General features: G+C 43.1%; 17 protein-coding genes and 4 tRNA genes. 7 read left to right on the top strand and 14 right to left on the bottom strand.

The window, feature by feature from the left end:
• Position 1: 1 nt before the first annotated feature.
• The 6 genes from gnd to gltX all read right to left on the bottom strand — a co-directional run bounded on the left by gnd (position 2) and on the right by gltX (position 3739).
• A complete protein-coding gene (gene gnd, locus P8629_RS07105; protein WP_278165436.1) occupies positions 2-1450 on the bottom strand; it encodes a decarboxylating NADP(+)-dependent phosphogluconate dehydrogenase in 1449 nt (482 codons plus the stop codon).
• Positions 1451-1693: 243 nt separating this feature from the next.
• A tRNA-Glu gene (locus tag P8629_RS07110) sits at positions 1694-1769 on the bottom strand.
• Between the two features lie 102 nt (positions 1770-1871).
• Positions 1872-1946 (bottom strand) — tRNA-Gly (locus P8629_RS07115).
• Positions 1947-1950: 4 nt separating this feature from the next.
• Positions 1951-2026: transfer RNA gene (locus P8629_RS07120), tRNA-Glu, on the bottom strand.
• Positions 2027-2139: 113 nt separating this feature from the next.
• Positions 2140-2215 (bottom strand) — tRNA-Ala (locus P8629_RS07125).
• A 111-nt stretch (positions 2216-2326) separates the two neighbouring features.
• Entirely contained in the window at positions 2327-3739 is a 1413-nt protein-coding gene (gene gltX, locus P8629_RS07130) for a glutamate--tRNA ligase (protein ID WP_278165437.1), read from the bottom strand.
• A gap of 290 nt (positions 3740-4029) precedes the next feature.
• Between gltX and P8629_RS07135 the strand changes: the two genes are divergently transcribed.
• Complete coding sequence (locus tag P8629_RS07135) at positions 4030-5835, top strand: M61 family metallopeptidase (RefSeq protein WP_278165438.1); 1806 nt, start codon at positions 4030-4032, stop codon at positions 5833-5835.
• Positions 5820-6065 (top strand): SlyX family protein, encoded by a 246-nt coding sequence (locus P8629_RS07140; protein WP_278165439.1) that lies wholly within the window; start codon positions 5820-5822, stop codon positions 6063-6065. The genes P8629_RS07135 and P8629_RS07140 overlap by 16 nt, the downstream gene beginning before the upstream one ends.
• A 67-nt stretch (positions 6066-6132) precedes the next feature.
• On the opposite strand, the gene P8629_RS07145 is transcribed toward P8629_RS07140, so the two are convergent.
• The 3 genes from P8629_RS07145 to P8629_RS07155 form a co-directional block, all read right to left on the bottom strand.
• Entirely contained in the window at positions 6133-7056 is a 924-nt protein-coding gene (locus P8629_RS07145) for a bile acid:sodium symporter family protein (protein ID WP_278165440.1), read from the bottom strand.
• 18 nt (positions 7057-7074) lie between these two features.
• On the bottom strand, positions 7075-7533 hold the full coding sequence (locus P8629_RS07150) for a hypothetical protein (RefSeq protein ID WP_278165441.1): 459 nt from the start codon (positions 7531-7533) through the stop codon (positions 7075-7077).
• A 367-nt stretch (positions 7534-7900) separates the two neighbouring features.
• The gene (locus tag P8629_RS07155) at positions 7901-8197 is read right to left on the bottom strand and encodes a DUF1840 domain-containing protein (RefSeq protein ID WP_278165442.1); all 297 of its coding nucleotides are present in this window, start codon (positions 8195-8197) and stop codon (positions 7901-7903) included.
• A 326-nt stretch (positions 8198-8523) separates the two neighbouring features.
• Between P8629_RS07155 and P8629_RS07160 the strand changes: the two genes are divergently transcribed.
• The 5 genes from P8629_RS07160 to P8629_RS07180 all read left to right on the top strand — a co-directional run bounded on the left by P8629_RS07160 (position 8524) and on the right by P8629_RS07180 (position 15513).
• On the top strand, positions 8524-9432 hold the full coding sequence (locus P8629_RS07160) for a phosphate/phosphite/phosphonate ABC transporter substrate-binding protein (RefSeq protein WP_278165443.1): 909 nt from the start codon (positions 8524-8526) through the stop codon (positions 9430-9432).
• On the top strand, positions 9429-11882 hold the full coding sequence (locus tag P8629_RS07165; RefSeq protein WP_278165444.1) for an EAL domain-containing protein: 2454 nt from the start codon (positions 9429-9431) through the stop codon (positions 11880-11882). The genes P8629_RS07160 and P8629_RS07165 overlap by 4 nt, the downstream gene beginning before the upstream one ends.
• 66 nt (positions 11883-11948) lie before the next feature.
• Positions 11949-12968 (top strand): sodium:calcium antiporter, encoded by a 1020-nt coding sequence (locus P8629_RS07170; protein WP_278165445.1) that lies wholly within the window; start codon positions 11949-11951, stop codon positions 12966-12968.
• Positions 12969-13733: 765 nt separating this feature from the next.
• Complete coding sequence (locus P8629_RS07175; RefSeq protein WP_278165554.1) at positions 13734-14594, top strand: DMT family transporter; 861 nt, start codon at positions 13734-13736, stop codon at positions 14592-14594.
• 43 nt (positions 14595-14637) lie between these two features.
• Complete coding sequence (locus tag P8629_RS07180) at positions 14638-15513, top strand: formylmethanofuran dehydrogenase subunit E family protein (RefSeq protein ID WP_278165446.1); 876 nt, start codon at positions 14638-14640, stop codon at positions 15511-15513.
• Between the two features lie 145 nt (positions 15514-15658).
• Here P8629_RS07180 and P8629_RS07185 read toward each other — a convergent pair whose 3' ends face one another.
• From P8629_RS07185 to P8629_RS07205, 5 genes are all read right to left on the bottom strand, one after another.
• A complete protein-coding gene (locus P8629_RS07185; RefSeq protein ID WP_278165447.1) occupies positions 15659-16321 on the bottom strand; it encodes a cupin domain-containing protein in 663 nt (220 codons plus the stop codon).
• Between the two features lie 99 nt (positions 16322-16420).
• The gene (locus P8629_RS07190; protein WP_278165448.1) at positions 16421-16891 is read right to left on the bottom strand and encodes a Dps family protein; all 471 of its coding nucleotides are present in this window, start codon (positions 16889-16891) and stop codon (positions 16421-16423) included.
• A gap of 120 nt (positions 16892-17011) precedes the next feature.
• Complete coding sequence (locus P8629_RS07195) at positions 17012-17716, bottom strand: DUF445 domain-containing protein (RefSeq protein ID WP_336618921.1); 705 nt, start codon at positions 17714-17716, stop codon at positions 17012-17014.
• Between the two features lie 77 nt (positions 17717-17793).
• Positions 17794-18747, bottom strand: a complete 954-nt coding sequence (gene rluB, locus P8629_RS07200; RefSeq protein ID WP_278165449.1) for a 23S rRNA pseudouridine(2605) synthase RluB — start codon at positions 18745-18747, stop codon at positions 17794-17796.
• Positions 18747-19412, bottom strand: a complete 666-nt coding sequence (locus tag P8629_RS07205) for a site-2 protease family protein (RefSeq protein WP_278165450.1) — start codon at positions 19410-19412, stop codon at positions 18747-18749. The genes rluB and P8629_RS07205 overlap by 1 nt, the downstream gene beginning before the upstream one ends.
• Between the last annotated feature and the right edge of the window lie 57 nt (positions 19413-19469).

A 19469-nucleotide genomic window follows, 5' to 3' on the forward strand; every position in this document is an offset into this window, starting at 1 on the left:
ATTACACCTCGTATGTACTTGAACTCACATTTCCACCTGACTGAATCCAGTCGGTATGAAAGTACTCTCCTCTTGGAGCATCGACTCTTTCATAAGTATGCGCGCCAAAATAGTCACGTTGAGCTTGTAATAAATTAGCAGGCACTCGTTCACTCCGATAACCATCAAAGAAAGCCAATGCAGAACTGAGCGCTGGGGTTGGAATTTGATTTTCGATACCAAAAATTACCGCTTTTCGCCAATTGCTTTCCGAATGTTTTATGGCTTTTTCAAAGAAAGGCGCTCTTAACAAATTAGAAATTTCTGGCGAGTCATCATAGGCTTTTTTAATCTCGGCTAGAAAGGTACTGCGAATAATACAACCACCACGCCACATTAAAGCGATTCCACCATAATTAAGCTCCCAATCGAACTCTTTGGCAGCTTCAGACATCAACATATAGCCTTGGGCATAGGAAATGATTTTAGAGGCATATAACGCATCGTGAATAGCTTGCAGCATGACAGTTCTATCTGCTTGAGATGCCGGTTGTTTTCTTGGATACAATTTTGAAGCGGCTACACGTTCGGCTTTTAACGCCGACAAACAACGGGCATAAACCGACTCAGTGATTAAGGTTAATGGCATCCCCAGCTCGAGCGAACTAATACCTGTCCATTTCCCGGTTCCTTTTTGTCCTGCGGCATCTAAAATCTTATCGACTAACGGCTCGCCGTCCTTATCTTTAAAACTTAAGATGTCGGCCGTGATCTCAATGAGGTAAGAATCTAATACCCCTTTATTCCACTCAGAAAAAACCTGGTGACACTCATCAGCGGATAATCCCAACCCTTCTCTCATTAACTGATACGCTTCCGTAATGAGCTGCATGTCGCCATACTCGATTCCGTTATGCACCATTTTGACATAGTGTCCTGCACCTTCTGGACCCACCCAGTCACAACATGGTGCATTATCAGATTTAGCTGAAATGTCTTGAAAAATAGGTTTAACAGATGCCCATGCATCCGGGTTACCACCAGGCATAATCGAGGGTCCTGTTCGCGCGCCCTCTTCTCCGCCAGACACCCCCGTTCCAACGAATAAAATGCCCTTTTCTTTCAATGCTTGTGTACGTCGGGTTGAATCAGTATAAAGCGAATTTCCGCCATCGATAATCATGTCGCCCTTGTCCAGTAAAGGCACTAATTGATCAATAAAATAATCAACGACGTCACCAGCCTTAACCATCAACATCACCTTCCTAGGGGCTTTCAGGCAACCAACAAGCTCTTCAAGCGTCCCAGCTCCGGAAATGGAACGCCCTTCTACCCGATTATGAATAAAGTCATCTGTTTTCTCTTTTGAACGGTTGTAAACACAAACGTGGTAACCATGGTCAGCCATGTTCAACACCAAGTTCTGCCCCATTACCGCCAATCCTACTAACCCTATATCTGCTTTAGACATAACACCCCCAAGTAAATACGCAAAAAGACGTTCACTTCATTTTAATAATCCAAGATTAAAATGATAGCTTAAACCCAATTTTTTTAATTAATTTAAACCTTTATGACAACAATAAAGCAAAAAGCACACCCGATTGATTTGGCGCTTGGAACGAAACGTTATTTTGAAAAAAAGAGAAGAAGCTGGAAAAAATTCAGACATAAAAAAAGCCCGTTTACCGAATGATAAACGAGCCTTTAGAATTGGCGTCCCGTAGGGGAGTCGAACCCCTGTTACCGCCGTGAAAGGGCGGTGTCCTAGGCCTCTAGACGAACGGGACAAGTTTTGAATGACTTGTCATTCGTGCCTGTATTTCAACAAGCAGTGAAATGAAGTGCTTAACCTACTGACCTAGAAGTAGACAATTCATTCCACTTAAAAATGGAGCGGGAAACGAGGATCGAACTCGCGACCCCAACCTTGGCAAGGTTGTGCTCTACCGCTGAGCTATTCCCGCGTAGTGGCGTCCCGTAGGGGAGTCGAACCCCTGTTACCGCCGTGAAAGGGCGGTGTCCTAGGCCTCTAGACGAACGGGACACAAAGTTGATTAACCGTGTTAATCTTGTGTATCTCTGGTTTCCCAGTATTTTTCTCAGCTCTTTTTTTAAGTCCGGCCTAGTGGTCTTAAAACTAAGGAAAATAATCAGATCTGGTGGAGCTAAGCGGGATCGAACCGCTGACCTCAACACTGCCAGTGTTGCGCTCTCCCAGCTGAGCTATAGCCCCCTCGAGCTGATGGCGCGTATTATATAGAATTGGCGTGAGTGGTCAAGCATTTTTTATCAAAAGTGACATACTTTTTAATTTTCAAGAAAACTTAACCACTTAAGCCTAGGATTACCCGTTAGCCTTTCTTGCTTCGATTGCCTGTAAAGCCAAATCGATTCGTGCCACACACTTCTGTTGGCCGATAAGCTCTGCGGTCGCATCAATGGATGGAGACTGCCCTCCTCCTGTAATTGCAACGCGTAATGGCATCCCGACTTTCCCCATACCAACTTCTAGCTCTTCAGCAGCCTGGTGAATGGCTTCATGAATCTTCTCGGCTTTCCAATCTGTCAATTCGGCAAACTTCTTTTGCACTAAACGTAATGGCTCTTCAGCTACAGAGCGTAAATGCTTTTTAGCAGCACCGGCTTCAAACTCGGTAAAGTCCTGATAGAAATAAACCGCGCCATCCGCCATCTCAATTAAGGTTTTTGCTCTCTCACGCAATAAATCAGCAACCTGTGACAATTCCGGTCCCTGCTGAGTATCAATCCCCTTATGACCCATAAACGGCTTTAAGTTGTTAACCAAGTTATCAAGATCAGTGGTCTGAATATGTTGTTGGTTAATCCAAAGCAACTTTTCCAGATTAAATGTCGAAGGTGACGCGTTGACTGATTCCAAGTCAAACAAATCAATCATTTCTTGAATCGTAAAAATTTCCTGATCTTTATAAGACCAGCCTAAACGAACCAAGTAATTAAGCAGCGCTTCAGGCAAGAAGCCATCTTCTTTATATTGTAAAACCGAAACAGCGCCATGACGTTTTGACAAACGACTACCATCTTCACCTAATACCATTGGAATATGAGCAAACTTCGGTGGCTCTGCGCCCAATGCTTTATAAAGATTAATTTGGCGTGGGGTATTGTTGATATGGTCATCTCCACGAATAACATGCGTCATCCCCATATCCATATCATCCACCACAACCGTCAAGTTATAAGTAGGCGTTCCGTCCGAACGCGCAATGATCAAGTCGTCCAACTCTTTATTGGCAACGGTAATATTCCCCTTCACCAAATCTTCGATGACCACTTCCCCCTCTTCTGGGTTTTTGAAACGAATCACTGGCTTCACGCCTTCTGGCGGTGTCCCCTCAAAATTACGGAAACGTCCGTCATAACGTGGTTTTTCACCGCGCGCTTTTTGGGCTTCTCGCATTTCATCAAGCTCTTCACGAGAGGCATAACAATAGTAAGCCAAGTCACGATCCATTAAATCCTGGATAACCGCTTTGTAACGATCAAAACGCTCTGTTTGATAAATCGGTCCTTTATCATAATCCAGCCCTAACCACTCCATCCCGTCTAGAATAGCTTTAACAGATGCCTGAGTTGAACGCTCTATATCCGTATCTTCAATACGTAAGGTAAACTCCCCTTTTTTCTGCTTAGCATAAAGCCATGAAAAAAGCGCTGTACGAACGCCACCAATGTGCAAGTAGCCCGTTGGGCTGGGAGCAAAGCGAGTTTTGACCACAAAAATCTCCTAAATAATTTGGTCGTCTTTCTGACAAAGACAAATATTCAAAAATGTAGGCATATTATAAAGGGAATAGCCTTTCGATTGTGCGCTGAATTAAAAATATCAATGCATCTTTTATTAGAAAAGAAACTGCCTTACTTAATGTCCAAATCATCCACGACATGTTTAACACATCGTTTCCATTCAGGATTCTTAAAAGTAAACACTTTGTCTTTATAATACAATGATCAAAACAAATACGATCTACAATCACCTGCTACTAATTTAAAAGGACAGTCTTCACAATGCCGGATATTCAGTATCGAATTAGCCCAGCCAATCCAAATGCTCATTTATTTACAGTCACGCTTGAAATCGCTTCACCCAATCCAAATGGCCAAACCGTCAGTTTGCCTAACTGGATTCCCGGCAGCTATTTAATTCGAGACTTCTCCAAGCATATTATTGGCTTACACGCTAAAACTGACTCTGGTACCCCGCTGTCCTTAACCCCGATTGATAAGTCAACCTGGCAACTGGAACCCATCAATGAACCCGTTGTTCTATCTTATGAGGTTTATGCATGGGATCTTTCCGTACGAGGCGCGCACTTTGACACCACCCATGCTTTCTTTAATGGCACCTCGGTATTTTTAGCAGTCGATGGTCAGCGTGAAAAACCATGTCATGTCGAATTAACACAGTCGGAACACGCACAGACTGAAAACTGGCAAGTCGCCACCACACTCCCTAAAAAACAAACCGATAAATCCGGTTATGGTGATTATGTCGCCAAAGATTATTTGGATTTAATCGAATACCCGGTAGAAATGGGGAACTTCCACTGCTTGGAATTTACCGCCTGTGGCATTCCTCATCGCATGGCGTTAACGGGGCGTATTGAAATCGACCGTCTAGATAAAACACGACTGATCAACGACCTCACGCGCATCTGTGAAACCGAGCTTAACTTGTTTGGAAACCCCTACCCAATTGAGCAATATTTATTTCAAGTCACCGTCACCGAAAAAGATTATGGTGGCTTAGAACATATGGATTCGACCGCTTTGATTTGCGCCCGATCTGACTTGCCTTATTTAAGCGATGAAAAACCTACTGATGGTTATATCCAATTCCTAGAACTTTGCTCTCACGAGTATTTCCATACATGGAATGTCAAACGCATTCGACCAGAGGTTTACCAAGCTCCGCTGTTAGACAAACCCGTTTTCACCAATCAACTTTGGTGGTTTGAAGGTATTACCTCTTTTTATGATCTGCAAATTTTGAACCGCGCCGGCATTTTAGACAATGCCACCTACCTGGATCGTTTGGCCAAAGAAATGACCCGTGTCTATCGTATGCCTGGTCGTTTCAAACAATCAGTGGCTGAATCCAGCCTTATGACTTGGACCAAGTTCTATCAACAGGATGAAAATGCACCGAATGCGATTGTCAGCTACTACACCAAAGGCAGTTTATTGGCTTTAGGCTTAGACCTAACCATTCGCGCCGGCACCCACAATCAAAAATCGTTGGATGACGTTCTGCTGACTTTGTGGCAAACCTACGGCGTTCCCCGCAAAGGCATCAAAGAAGGTGAAATCGAAACGCTATGCTCAGAAATTTCCGGCATTGATTTAACCGATTTTTTTGATCGCCACCTATTCGGCACAGAAGACATTCACTTTGAAGCATTATTCGCTAAATTCGGAATCGATTTCACACTGCGCCCCGCCGCCAATGTTAAAGATCCGGGTGGGAAAACGGATCATAAAACGTTCCCACCTCAGCTGGGCGCGAATTTAATCAATACAGAGCATCAAACCGTTCGACTCAGCCATGCCTGGAATGACCAACCCGCTAAATTAGCAGGCTTAGCTTCCGGTGATGAAATCATTGCATTAAACGGGTTTAAAATCAGCAACATTCAAGGGCTGGAAGATTACTTAAGACGTCATCAAGTGGGTGATCGCATTCAGTGTCATTACTTCCGCCGTGATGAACTGTATGAAACCCATCTGGAGCTCACCTCCCCCATACAGGATCGAGTGTTATTAGAACACGCACAAAACGCACAGAAAGAGGTCTTAGAATGGTTGACGCATTAAAAGAACAACTCGTTGATTTAACAGAAAAAGTACACGATTTAGAAGTCAGTTCTGCCTATCAAGAAGATGTAATTGAACATCTTAATAAGACGATTGGCAAACAACACCAAGATATTCAGCAACTGCAAGCACAGATTCGATTATTGTCAGATATTCTAAAGACAATAAAGAATGAAACCGATTCAGGCATTAAACTCCCCAGTGAAGAAATGCCACCGCCCCACTATTAAGAAAATGATTGCTTAATATAAAAAACCGCCAGGCCTGGCGGTTTTTTGTTTTTATTGCTTGATACGTTTATGGCTCTCGTTTCTGCAAATCTTTTCTTTGCCAATAAGCCGCCAAGAGCGATCCTGAGATATTGTGCCACACACTAAACAAGGCACCGGGTAACGCACTCATCGCGCTAAAGTACTTCAACGCCAAGGCCACGCTCAGCCCCGAGTTCTGCATCCCCACTTCAATCGCCACCGTGCGCGCAGTTTTTTCATCAAAGCCAACCAATTTACTAATGCCATAACCCGAGATTAACCCAATCGCATTATGGGTAATCACTGCCAAGGCCAACATCCAAACAATGCTTTGAAGCTGAAGATGATTCAACGCCACCACAATTGCGATAATAAAGATAATCGCAAACATAGAAAACACCGGCAAAATTGGCTGAATCAACTGCAATGGTTTGGCGAAAAAATGATTGAGTAGCAATCCCACTGAAATAGGCAACAAAATCAGCTGAACCAGACTCATCAACATTCCCCAAGCTGGCACAGAAACCGTTTCATTCAAATAAAACCAAGTCAAAAAGGGTAACAACACAATCGCGCATAAGGTAGAAACCAGCGTCATACTCACTGACAACGCCACATTGCCCTTCACCAAATATGTCATTACATTAGAGGCCGTTCCACCTGCTGTGGCACCCACCAACATCAAGCCGATGGTTAAATCTTGAGACAGGTTCAACACCTGTGCCAATCCCAACGCGGCCAATGGCATCACCACAAACTGAATCCCAACACCCAATGCCACTGCACTTTTGCGTTGCAACACCTCTGCAAAATCTTGCCAACGTAAAGTCATGCCCATGCCCAACATCACGGCCATTAACAACGGTACAATAGACGATTTCAGCTCTACCAATGGTTCTGGAAAAATCAACGCATACGCTGAAAAAATCAACACCCAAACAGGAAAAAGGTAAATCGAAAAAATCGCCATGAAGACTCCGTTGCTCCGTTAATGTTTTACAGACTGCTCATCCGGCGGCGTTAATTTCAAGAAAAGGCCTAAAGCTGCCAACAGGAAGGCTGTGCTAATGATAATAGCGACAGGATAATATAAATTACCCGCTAGGTCTAATTGGCTGTACTTAATGACCATAATCAACCCTTCCAATGATAAAGCAACACAAACCGTTCCAATAAAGCGCGGCAAAGTCCGTCTTAACATCGTAATCACGCCATGTTCTGCCGCACTGCTGCCATATTCCGCACAAATCACTGTTGCCAGTTCAAACACCGCCAACGAAATAATGCCCCCATTGATGAGCTTTATTAAAATCTGCATCAAGTCTGTGCCATTGCGAATATCATCAAACACAATCACCAGCATCGACACCACTATGGCCGCCGACAGACTGTAGAATAATAACGAAAATAATTTGGCAAACATTTCACGCGCTGAAAGATTCAACATTGATCCACCCTTTTTTATTTTTAGTATTTTGGTTTCTACTTTATAAATAATAATCCTTATCAAAAAGGGATTGCTTCAAAGCACATCACTGCAAAATAGTCTAAAAGAGAGAGTCTCCAAAATTCTTAAAACAAGCTTACAATAGAATTAACAGCCTGTTTTAAGCTGTTTTAATTAAAAAACCCCTATGCTTATTTTAATTTTTTAAAAGTAAAATCATAACCTTATATTTGAAATGCAACTAACCATATCCACCATTAAACAAGGCTTTATCCTATCATTCTGAAACCACAGCAAATATCTTATGGAAAATACACAAAAAGCTTTGAAAAAGGATTCGTTTTGTTCAGAATGACACTTTTTAAAATTAACGTAACGACTTTTCCCAGATCACATGATCATAATTACGATTTGCAGCATCCAATAACTCTAATAGCGGTTGTGCACGGTGCGCCAAACTCACAGAATCATTATCCCAGTCATCACCTGATTGTGCGCTGGGGCTGGTGACCGCTTCACTTAATTTGTTGAGAGCCCGCTCAACTTCTTCTTCAGTTAACGCGCCTGGCACGCTGGCGCTGTGCCCCATTAACCCAATCAACTTAACTGCCAAATTGTCAAACATGCTGACGTCTGCATGATGTTTCGTTTGAAAAATAATCATTTTTTCACTCCTGTTTAACCACATAGTCAATATGCCATATCCGACATAAAACTCTTTTTTGATTGTCTTAATGGTAACTAAGCCCAAAATATTAAAACGCTTTATCACCATAATGTTAACGCTAGAGTGTACACAAGCCTCACCACTTAAAACAAGGGCACAACCACCGGTCGCGTATTACGTATTTTCTCCACACCGCAATATATTTTGCGTTAATATACCCTTATTAATAGTAAGATTTTGTGCAACCAAAGTGTCCGTAAAGTTGGGCTTGCCTCAATGAACATAAAAAGAACTGTACCACCCTTTTATTTTAAGGATACCGAATGAAGCCGTTTTTAACGCTGGCCCTATTAGTAGTCATAACATTAACAGGCTGTGATCAAAATAACAGCACTGATACGACCCTTTCTTACAGCCAAACACCGTCAAAAACTGCTATTACCGTATACCGCTTTGCCGTGCATCCATTACATAACCCCCAAAAACTCATTGAAACTTACCAACCGATGATTAATGAACTTAATCAACATCTAGACGGTGCACGCATTGAATTAGAAGCCTCACGTGATTACCAAGTTTATGAAGATAAAATTGATCGGCGTGAACCGGCATTTTTATTGCCCAACCCATGGCAAACCTTAGTCGCTATGGAAAAAGGGTATCGTGTGATTGTGATGGCCGGAAATCCCAACGACTTTAAAGGGATATTTATTGTCCGCAAAGATGGCAATATTCATACACCGCAGGACTTAGTCGGAAAAATCGTTGCATACCCTTCTCCTACAGCGTTAGCCGCTGCAATCATGCCACAGTATTTTTTATATCAGGCCGGGTTGAATATCAATAAAGACATCCAGAATAATTATGTTGGCTCACAAGAATCTTCGATTATGAATGTGTATCTTGGTTCAGCTACTGCGGGCGCAACCTGGCCACCTCCTTGGCGCGCATTTAAAAAAGATAACCCGCAAGCAGCCGCACAGCTTGAAGTGATTTGGCAAACTGAACCTTTATTGAATAATTCAGTGATGGTTCGTGATGATGTGCCACCGACGTTGGCTGAGCAAGTAAGAAAGTATTTGTTAAATCTGCACCAAAGGAACCAAGGTCAGCAAATTTTAGCGGGGATGGAAACAGAACAATTTTATGCGGCTGATAATGCCCGTTATGACTTGGTGCGAGACTATGTTAAACGTTTTGAGCAAGATGTAAGGCTGGTGAGGCAGCCGTGAAGCAAACCTTTTTAATAGCAAAATATTGGCTGCTTGGCAGCGTACGCCGTCAACTGGTGGTGGGAATGGTTGTAGTGGTGTCGACATTACTTGCAGTCTTTATTTGGGAAGTCACTCGTGAACAACAAAACTTAATGCGGGAGTTAAAAGTTGAGCATGCTGAGGGCTTAGCACAGAACGTCGCCAGTTCGTCTGCTGTATGGGTCGCATCCCGTGATTTTGCAGGATTGCAGAATATTATTAATGGACTAAGTAAGTATCCAGATTTAACGCATGCGATTGTATTGGATCTTAACAACCAGATTCTGGCACATAGCGAATTGTCGTACCGGGGACAATACTTATTGGATATGCCGACACAGCCTAAACTGACGATACTTCAGCTGGACCAGGATCATATTGATCTGGCCAACCCGATTGTGTTGTCTGGTCAACATATTGGTTGGGTACGCATCGGATTAAGCCAAGCGGCTGACCTTCAACGGTTTGAGCAAATTAAGCTCTCAGCATTTGCATTCCTTTTGATCGCCGTAACATTGGCAGCCTTACTGGCAACCGTGGCGGCGCGTTACTTAACCCGCCGACTATATGCCATTCAAACCGTTGCGGATAAAGTAAAGCGAGGGAAACGTTCATTGCGAGTCAAGCTTGGTGGGTTTGATGAAGCAGCACAACTGGCTAAGCGCTTTAATATCATGCTTGATACGTTGGTAAAGCGTGAAAATGAACTTGTCGAATCCCATCATGCTTTAGAACAAAGTGAAAAACGTTTAAACCAGATTATGGCCGTTAACCATGAAGGCATTTGGGATTGGGATATTGCAGCTGATAAGGTTATTCATAACCAAAGTTGGGCAGATGTGATTGGATTAGACGATGGCTTGCTGGAACATCCAGCTCAAGTTTTCTTTGATGCCGTACACCCTGATGATCGTGACAGAGTCAGTCGTGCGGTTAAAGAATGTTTCAAATCCAAAGGGCATTACCGAATGGAATACCGCTTTGTACAAAAAAACACCGGCAACGAGGTTTGGGTACAAGACCGCGGTGACGTGGTTGAGCGGGATGCCGAGGGAAATCCTTTGAAAATGGTTGGGGGGTTTTATGAAGTTACAGAACGGAAACAAGCCGAAGAAGCGATTGAAAACTTAGCATTTTATGACCCTTTGACACAACTACCCAACCGGCGCTTATTGCAAGATCGTTTACAGCAAGAGATGGCTGTTACCAAACGGAGTAAACGCGTATGTGCATTAATGTTTATTGATTTGGATGACTTTAAAACATTAAACGATACGCTTGGACACGATACAGGAGATAAGTTACTTCGCCAAGTCGCAGCTAGATTAAGAGAGTGTGTTCGAGAGTTCGACACGGTAGCACGCATTGGAGGGGATGAATTTGTTTTGATATTGCCTGACTTGGATCATGATTGGAAAGATGCGGCTACTCATGCAGAATTAGTTGCACAAAAAGTTTTACGCATACTGAACAAACCTTATTTACTGGACTCAATTCCCTACCACAACACCCCCAGTATTGGAGTAAAGCTGTTTTCCGGTCACCAAGAAACATTGGAAGAATTGCTTAAACATGCCGATTTGGCGATGTATCAGGCTAAAGCCAAAGGTCGAAACACCATCCGTTTTTATGACACGACCATGCAAGAAGTGGTGAATGCAAAATCGGTCATGGAAGCCAATATGCGCCAAGCAATTACAGAGCAACAGTTTGTATTGTTCTATCAACCCCAAATTAACAGTAATGGGCAAATTATCGGCGCTGAAGCTTTGGTACGCTGGCTTCATCCAGAGCAGGGACTGATTGCTCCGAATGAGTTTATTCCTCTGGCGGAAGAAAATGGCTTTATTTTGCCTATTGGTCGCTGGGTGTTACAAACGGCTTGTGAACAATTAGTTAAATGGTCGCGCCAAGCTGACACAGCGCAGATGGTGATTGCCGTCAACGTCAGCGCCCGTCAATTTCATCAAATCGACTTGGTTGAAGAGGTAGAAAGCATTATCCGTCAAACTGGCGCAAATCCACAACTGTTGAAACTAGAGTTAACCGAAAGTTTGTTAATCAAAGACGTAGAAGATGTGGTTGATAAAATGCAGGCGCTTAAAAAGCTAGGGATTAATTTTTCACTGGATGATTTTGGCACGGGGTATTCCTCTTTATCTTATCTAAAACGCTTACCGCTAGATCAACTCAAAATTGACCAAACGTTTGTACGTGATATCATTGAGGATAGTAATGATGCCGCGATTGCCCGAGCCGTTATTGCCTTAGCTGAAAGTATGGAATTTAACGTGATCGCCGAAGGCGTGGAAACCGCTGAACAGCATCAAATGTTAATTGATATGGGCTGTCGAGTTTTTCAAGGGTATTTATTTGGTCGACCCGTGCCAATTAAAGAGTTTTTTACTCAAAATACAGTTCCAGATTGAATTTTCGATCTTTTACTCATCAACTCATGCGTCAGCCATAACAGTCATAACCTTTAGAGGCGCCGAATGTTTGCATCCTTGAATATCAGCATCATGATTTTTGGCATCGCTGCCTTAGTAATCATTACGGCAGGCACTTGGTTAGCACGGTTTGCGGATGAACTGGCTGATCGCACCGGTATGGGGGAGGCACTGTTTGGCGTCTTACTATTGGCAGGCGTCACTTCGCTACCAGACTTTGCCGCCACTCTCAGCGCAGCAATAGATGCCCGCCCTGACTTGGCGATGAGCAATGTGATGGGGAGCATGGCGATAAATTTGGCATTTCTTGGCATCGCGGACATCGTCTATCGCAAAGCTAATTTGGAGCATGCCGCTGCTTCTTCTGTTAACTTGATGCTGGCGAGCTTACTGATAGTATTTCTGACTCTACCGCTACTCGCCATTATCACACCAACAATCCCGCAATGGACAGTCCACCCAATTACCCCAGTCATCGTCGTCGCTTATCTGTTCGGGCTCCACTTAGTAATGCGTACACAGGAAAAACCCATGTGGTTTCCACGATTGACACGCCAGACCGTACCGGACAAACCTTCACAAAGACAACATGGCCGTTTATCAACCGCATGGTTTGGTTTTATTATTCTGGCTGTTGTGACTGGCATTGCAGGCTGGCTATTGATGGAAGCTGCCAAAGTCATCGCCAGCCAGACAGGTCTATCCGACACTTTGGTCGGTGGGTTATTGACAGCCCTAGCAACATCTACACCCGAGTTGGTGACGACTATCGCTGCGATACGCTATGGCGCACTCACCCTCGCAGTCAGCAACATCTTCGGCACCAACTGTTTTAATATGCTCGTTGTAGCTGCTGCCGATATAGGGTATCCTCACGGCTCCATCTATGCTGACATGGCGCCAGTTCAGATGATGTGGGGACTAGTCAGTATTCTAATGACCGCCATTCTGCTACTGGGGCTGGTACGGCGAGAGACTTATGGCGTCGGCCGGATTGGCTTCGAAAGCACTCTTCTTTTAACCGTCTACGCTGCAACGATTAGCCTTGTTGTAATGAGCGGCTAAAAGAAAACGCTAAATAGAAGAAGTCACCATGAAGACTCCGTTACACAATTAAGGCTTTACAGACTGCTCATCCGGTGGTGTTAATTTTAAGAAAAGGCCTAAAGCCGCCAACAGAAAGGCTGTGCTGATAATAATAGCGACGGGATAATATTAAATTACCTGCCAGGTCTAACTGACTGTACTTAATGACCATAATCAACCCTTCCAAAGACAAAGCCACACACCGTTCCAATGAAACGCGATAAAGTCCGTTTTAACCACGCGCTGAAAGATACAACATTGCCCAATCCTTTTTTGTTTTTTTATATTTATGACTTTCAAGTATCCATACATATAGAGACGCATAGAAAAGTAAACACACCGAAAGTGACTTATTGCAACGTATTCTAAAAAAAACCGAATAAAACCTGATGACAGCCTTAAAACAAGGTGACTAGAGCATCAATTTTCAAATTATCTCTTTTTGAACCCCCCTTCAGATTTTAATAAACAGCATCATCCAATCAACACAAAAAAATAAGCCAGGCCTGGCTATTTTTTAGAGTTTTTAAAGAAGAAAGGCTTTGACATTAAATAAGGCTAGTCAAAAAAACAGCTTGATAACTAAGACACGCTTTGTCCGTTAAAAAAGTTTATGAATCAGTTTACTGATGGGTGTTGACAGCCAAAGGTTTGCGGAGCGATACTTAACGCATTACCACTGATCGTCCATGTTTCACCATGTACTAAGGAGCGCAAATGACGGGTCTATCTATGACTTTCGTGATGCTGGCGGCTTTATGCTGGGGAATCTCAGGGGGCATCGGTGCAATCCTCATGGCCGAAGGCTGGGATGCGTTCGTGGTATCGTTCTACCGAGGCGCCATTGGATTCCTCTTTGTTCTTGTCTGGTTAGCCTTCCGACCGCGCAGCAGTGGATTATCAAATCCCTCATTATGGTTCTGGTCAGTCCTTTCCGGTCTCGGCATCGCAAGTAATTTCACATTCTACTTCGTGAGTATTTCTGAAGGCAGTGTCGCAGTTGCAGCAACCTTAATGTATTGCGCACCGGTGTTCGTTTACTTTGTGTCATTTGCACTCAAACTCGAAAGATTCACCGCTCCGAAAGCAGCTGCGATTGCATTGGTTATGCTTGGGATCGTGCTGCTTACACGTATTTACGACATTGAATCGGATGATGTTACTCTAATTGGGTTGGTCGCTGGGCTGCTTGCAGGGGTGTCTTATGCTATCTTTATTTTCGGATTCAAGTATGCTGTTGTATACGGTAGCCCTCAGTCGATTTTGGTGATCGCATTCGCAACACTTGTTGTCGTTCTTATAGGGCTGAGTAATAAGGCACAGATGATTTTAGTGATGAGCACACCAGATTGGCCACTGTTTCTAGTCCTTGGTGTACTTGGCTCGGGAGTGTCGTTCATTATTTATTTTATTGGCCTGAAACGGACTTCGGTGACCACCGCTTCAGTGGTGGCAATGGTCGAACCCGTCACTGCTGCTCTATTCGGCATATTGGTTTTAAATGAAACGTTGATCAGTTCGCAAATTGTCGGGATTGCACTGATTATGATCACGGTAACAGCGCTGAGCATATATTCTCGAACCCGACATACCCCTTATGGTTAATCGACAAGGACTTAATTATTTAAGGTCAAAAGGAGAAGCAAGAATGAATATAAACCCATTTCTTTTAGGGGCTGTTTTTTTAATATGCCTTAATTCGTCTGCGTTGGCACAAGAACCCACCTATAAACAAGGGGTTAATATCTTTATAGAAACCGGCGTAACCGAACCTGATCGCACCCCTACCTGGTATGCCCCTATGGTCGCTATGCCATACGCCCCTGTTTTCGAGATTCTTGCAACCAGAGGCACTCAAGGGCGATATTATCAACGTACTTATGCTGTAACGATTAAAGACATGATTAAATGGCATGGTCATGACTGTGAGGGAACAACGCATGCTGCCAACAGCATGAAAATGGCATTTGAAATTCTGTTTCCTGATGGAATCATTGATAGAAGTGTTTTAAAAGCAATTTCAGGAACTGGGCCATGTTGGTCAGATGCAGTTGCTTTCTTAACTGGAGCACGCTTTCAATATGGTAATCTTGGTTTCTTTAAAAACAAGGATTACAACCATGCTGTTCTTTTGTATCGTGAAGATACTAAAGTTGCTGTTTTGGCAACCTGGAAAAAAGGCATTAATAACATCCCTGGGGAGCCTGTCGTTCTTCCTGAAGAAATAAAATGGACGCCTAAAGTTAATATGCAAGACGTTATCAACCTTAAAAAAGAGGTTAAGAGTTCAGAGGGACATCCAACACCCTATCAGGTTGATCTTTTGCGCTTTTATCAATGGAAACATATTAACGATGTGCTGAGTCACCCTTTGGATGAAAGCTATCAAGCAAAGGTTATTAAAAACTTCAAATGGGATGATTGGGTAGATAAGGGAAAAACATTCACAAACCCTGTTAAGCGCGGAGACATTAGATTGAAAAACTATCCATATCGTAAAGCCCCCATTGCAGAGTTGAAGTAATTTGTGATCGTAAGGAATTTATATGGCTTACATGACCTAACAAAGTCCGTGAGTTAAATTGCCATAATAAATTAATAAAGGGCTAAAAGCCCTTTTTAAAAAACTTGTAGGCAAGACAAAAAACTAGCTAGCTGACTTTTTATTCCTACAAGTGCCCTGTTTTAACGTAGATTAAGGTTTCTTCTTCTACGTATGGGTTATGTAAACTCAGATGCGGACTTCGAATCCAGGTACCTTTAGGATAACGGCCATGCTCATCAATAAACTCGCCTTTTAAAACCAGAATTTCTTCCCCACCCCAGTGATGATGCGGCTGAAACTTTTCGCCCGGTGGCCAATACACCAGCGCTGAATGTTCGGTTTGAAAGCTGTGTAAACTTAAAACTTCTAAATTACCAATGCCCGGCTGCATGATAGCTTGATTGGTATCGAAGACCACTTGCTCGGTATCTTCTGGAGAAAATTGTTCCAGTTTAACGAATATGACACAGCCTTCCTTGGAATGTGGGGAATGAATAGTGCCTGGTGGATTACGTAAATACGTGCCGGCGGGGTAATCGCCATTTTCATCCGAAAAGACACCTTCTAACACAAAGATTTCTTCACCCAAACCATGCCGATGTGCGGGAAAGCTGGCGCCGGATAAAAACTGAACGATACTGGTTGCCCTGCCCGATTCAGCGAATTCTCTTTCCAGTGGTTTACGCAACACATTGTCTGCACGACTACCGACCCAGTCCATCTTTTCAGTTTCCACAACCACTTTTTGTGTGAAATCCATATTGAGTGCTTGAGCGACATCGGACATAACATTTCCTTTCAAATAAACTGACTTAAAGAAGTGTATTTCAGAATAAAAAACCACTAAAAAGTGGTTTCTTATAGGAATTTTTGAACGTATTTGATCTTATTGGCGAGTTGCACGAAGCATCCAAGCGGTTTTTTCATGAACGCGCATGCGGTCTGAAACCAATGCAGCGCTGGACTCGTCGTTAGCATCTTCCGCCACTTTTAAAACCTCACGAGCTGTTTTAACAACCTGTTCATGACCTTTTGTCAGAAGATCTACCATCATCATGGCGTCAGGAATCTCTTCCACCTCTTGAATGGAGGTAAGTTTTGAAAAGGCCTTATAAGTGCCAGGAGCGACCACGTCCAATGTTCGGATACGTTCGGCAATATCATCGACTGCGATGGCAAGTTCTGTGTAATGCTCTTCAAACATCAAGTGCAGCTCTCTGAATTGCGGCCCGATAACATTCCAATGGAAGTAATGCGTTTGTAAATACAAAGTATAGGAATCGGCTAATAAACGCTTTAACCCTTCTGCGGTATTTAAACGATCTTTTTCAATAATTCCAATATCGATATCACTCATTTCTGACTCCTTATAGGTTGTTTAGAAAACAATAATCTGTCTTTATGAGTATAGGTTCTGTCGAACTTTGTTACAACTCTTTTTAGGTGATGAAGAAAATGAGGGTAGTTTTTTGGTAGATTACACGATGAAAAAAGTGGACACAAACCCGATCAGACCACCGAAGACACCACCCCAAACGACGAGCCAGCCTAAGTGCTCTTTAATCATTTGCTGCACCATAGTTTTCACAATTTGAGGTGTTAGTTCAGCAAGACGTGCTTCAATAATGGTTTCAACTTTGGCGCGAATTTCTGCCATTACATCTGGCTGATCAATCTCGTTTTGTAACAGTTCGACAAACTGTTCATTTTCCGTCATCTCAATCAAAGACGTTTTCATATTGATGATAAAGGGATCTTTGAGCGGCTTTAAGGCACCGGCACCACCAAACATACCGAGCATACTGCCAAAACTCGAATTCATAATCACTTCAACCAACCGATCAAACGCCGGCGTTAAATCGACCTTTTCAATCACAGGAGCCAAATGTAAATTAGGTTTACCTTGCTGGCTGACAAAGCGATCGATATTTTCCTGACTAAAGAATTGTTCCATCATCAATTGACGAATGGCGGATTTGAATTCTTCAAACCGTGCCGGAATAACGCCAGAGCCGACCAACCCAGGAACCTTTTCAAATAGCATATAAATGGCAAGCCAGTTGGTGATGGCGCCGGATAAGGCGAACAAGCCAATCATTAATAACCATTGGTTGTCTAATAAGACACCCGAAACTAATATTAAAAAACTGATTAAATTGGTAATAAAGCTTTTATTCATCATAGTCTGTTTTCAATCATTTATTGCAAAGAGGTTTTCAGGTTAAATTAAGTCTGAAAAACAGCCAGGCCTGGCTGTTTTTAACGACGTCTGCTCGATTTTGTTTTAGGTTTTTCTTCACGGTGATTTTCACCTTTTTCTTTATATTTACCACGCCCAGTTTCTTTTTTAAACGGTTCGGCATGTTTAGCCGCCATTTTTTTCGCTTTCGTCGGGTTGTTTCTTAAATCAGGGCGCGGCTCTTCAGCTAGATCAACCGATTTCAATAACTGGTTAATTTGTTTCCAAGTCAATGGTTCACTTTTGCCTCGACGCAAAGTACGCGGCAAAGAGAACTGGCCATAACGCGTTCTTACCAAACGACTGACTTGCACGCCTTGTGATTCCCAAATTCGGCGCACTTCACGGTTACGCCCTTCTTTGATTACAACGCGATACCACTGGTTAATCGACTCTTCTTCTTGTTGTGGAATCTTACCAATGCTTTCAAATTTGGCGAAGCCATCTTCCAGTTTGACGCCCTTTTTAAGGCGATTCAGAATCTCATCGGACACTTCACCAAACACGCGAACAGAATATTCTCTTTCCATTTCATAAGATGGGTGCATCAATCGGTTCGCCAGCTCCCCATTATTAGTTAGAATCAATAAACCAGAAGTGTTGATGTCCAAGCGTCCAACACTGATCCAGCGACTGTTAATGATTCTTGGTAGGCTAGAGAAAATGGTTTCACGGTCTTTTTCATCTTTACGTGAACACACCAGCCCTTCCGGCTTGTTATAAAGAATCACCTGAGTCGGCTGTTTCTCAAGACGCGTTTCTTTTACTAATTGGTCGTTAACTTTGATGGTGTCCGTTGGAAAAGCACGATCTCCAAGCGTGGCGACCTTACCATTTACTTTAACCACACCTTGCGCGATGATTTTTTCAACTTCTCTTCGAGAACCAAACCCTCCGCGGGCCAATATTTTTTGCAGTTTTTCGCCCGCCGGTTTTTTAGAAGAAGTGGATGTTTTTGAAGAAGATGTCGTCATTACGAAAGTCCTACCATTTGGAGTAAATAACCCTGTAACGCTTGATAAGGGCCAGAAATAATAGGGCCGAGCACACCGAGGAACAAGAGACCTAATAAAATAAAGAAGCCATACGGCTCTAAACGATTGTATGAATATGCTAAACGCGCCGGCAATATCGCAGATAAAACCCGGCTTCCATCAAGCGGTGGAATCGGAATCATATTTAAAACCATCAACACCAAGTTAATGGCGATACCCGCCATACCGGAATAGGCTAAGAACTGGCCTACATTGTCTGGTGACGTGCCGCCGGCTGAAAGGTCATAGCCTAACTTCGCGATAAATGCCCAGCCGATAGCCATGAGTAAATTCGAAAGCGGCCCGGCGATGGCAACCCAAGCCATATCCACAGCTGGGTTTTTAAAATTACGTGCGTTAATTGGAACGGCTTTTGCCCAACCGAATACAAAACCACCTAACACCAATAAGGTAATCGGCACCACAACTGTTCCAAGTGGGTCAATATGCTTTAGAGGATTTAAGGTGACACGACCAAGCATTAAAGCGGTTTTATCGCCTAACTTTGAGGCAACCCAACCATGAGCCGCTTCGTGTAGGGTAATTGCCATTAGCACGGGAATCGTCCAAATGGCAATTTTTTGCATCACACTTAATTCAATCATATTTGCCTCTCACCGTTAAAACCTTACCGATTATCTTATGAACTTTTCAACACAAGA

Origin of the sequence: Hydrogenovibrio sp. 3SP14C1 (assembly GCF_029625905.1) — a bacterium.
Lineage (GTDB): Bacteria > Pseudomonadota > Gammaproteobacteria > Thiomicrospirales > Thiomicrospiraceae > Hydrogenovibrio.

Excerpts from the sequence above, each read along its gene's own strand:
- gnd (WP_278165436.1), bottom strand. The coding sequence starts at position 1,450 with ATGTCTAAAGCAGATATAGGGTTAGTAGGATTGGCGGTAATGGGGCAG.
- P8629_RS07135 (WP_278165438.1), top strand. The coding sequence starts at position 4,030 with ATGCCGGATATTCAGTATCGAATTAGCCCAGCCAATCCAAATGCTCAT.
- P8629_RS07140 (WP_278165439.1), top strand. The coding sequence starts at position 5,820 with ATGGTTGACGCATTAAAAGAACAACTCGTTGATTTAACAGAAAAAGTA.
- P8629_RS07145 (WP_278165440.1), bottom strand. The coding sequence starts at position 7,056 with ATGGCGATTTTTTCGATTTACCTTTTTCCTGTTTGGGTGTTGATTTTT.
- P8629_RS07150 (WP_278165441.1), bottom strand. The coding sequence starts at position 7,533 with ATGTTGAATCTTTCAGCGCGTGAAATGTTTGCCAAATTATTTTCGTTA.
- P8629_RS07155 (WP_278165442.1), bottom strand. The coding sequence starts at position 8,197 with ATGATTATTTTTCAAACGAAACATCATGCAGACGTCAGCATGTTTGAC.
- P8629_RS07160 (WP_278165443.1), top strand. The coding sequence starts at position 8,524 with ATGAAGCCGTTTTTAACGCTGGCCCTATTAGTAGTCATAACATTAACA.
- P8629_RS07170 (WP_278165445.1), top strand. The coding sequence starts at position 11,949 with ATGTTTGCATCCTTGAATATCAGCATCATGATTTTTGGCATCGCTGCC.
- P8629_RS07175 (WP_278165554.1), top strand. The coding sequence starts at position 13,734 with ATGCTGGCGGCTTTATGCTGGGGAATCTCAGGGGGCATCGGTGCAATC.
- P8629_RS07180 (WP_278165446.1), top strand. The coding sequence starts at position 14,638 with ATGAATATAAACCCATTTCTTTTAGGGGCTGTTTTTTTAATATGCCTT.
- P8629_RS07185 (WP_278165447.1), bottom strand. The coding sequence starts at position 16,321 with ATGTCCGATGTCGCTCAAGCACTCAATATGGATTTCACACAAAAAGTG.
- P8629_RS07190 (WP_278165448.1), bottom strand. The coding sequence starts at position 16,891 with ATGAGTGATATCGATATTGGAATTATTGAAAAAGATCGTTTAAATACC.
- P8629_RS07195 (WP_336618921.1), bottom strand. The coding sequence starts at position 17,716 with ATGATGAATAAAAGCTTTATTACCAATTTAATCAGTTTTTTAATATTA.
- rluB (WP_278165449.1), bottom strand. The coding sequence starts at position 18,747 with ATGACGACATCTTCTTCAAAAACATCCACTTCTTCTAAAAAACCGGCG.
- P8629_RS07205 (WP_278165450.1), bottom strand. The coding sequence starts at position 19,412 with ATGATTGAATTAAGTGTGATGCAAAAAATTGCCATTTGGACGATTCCC.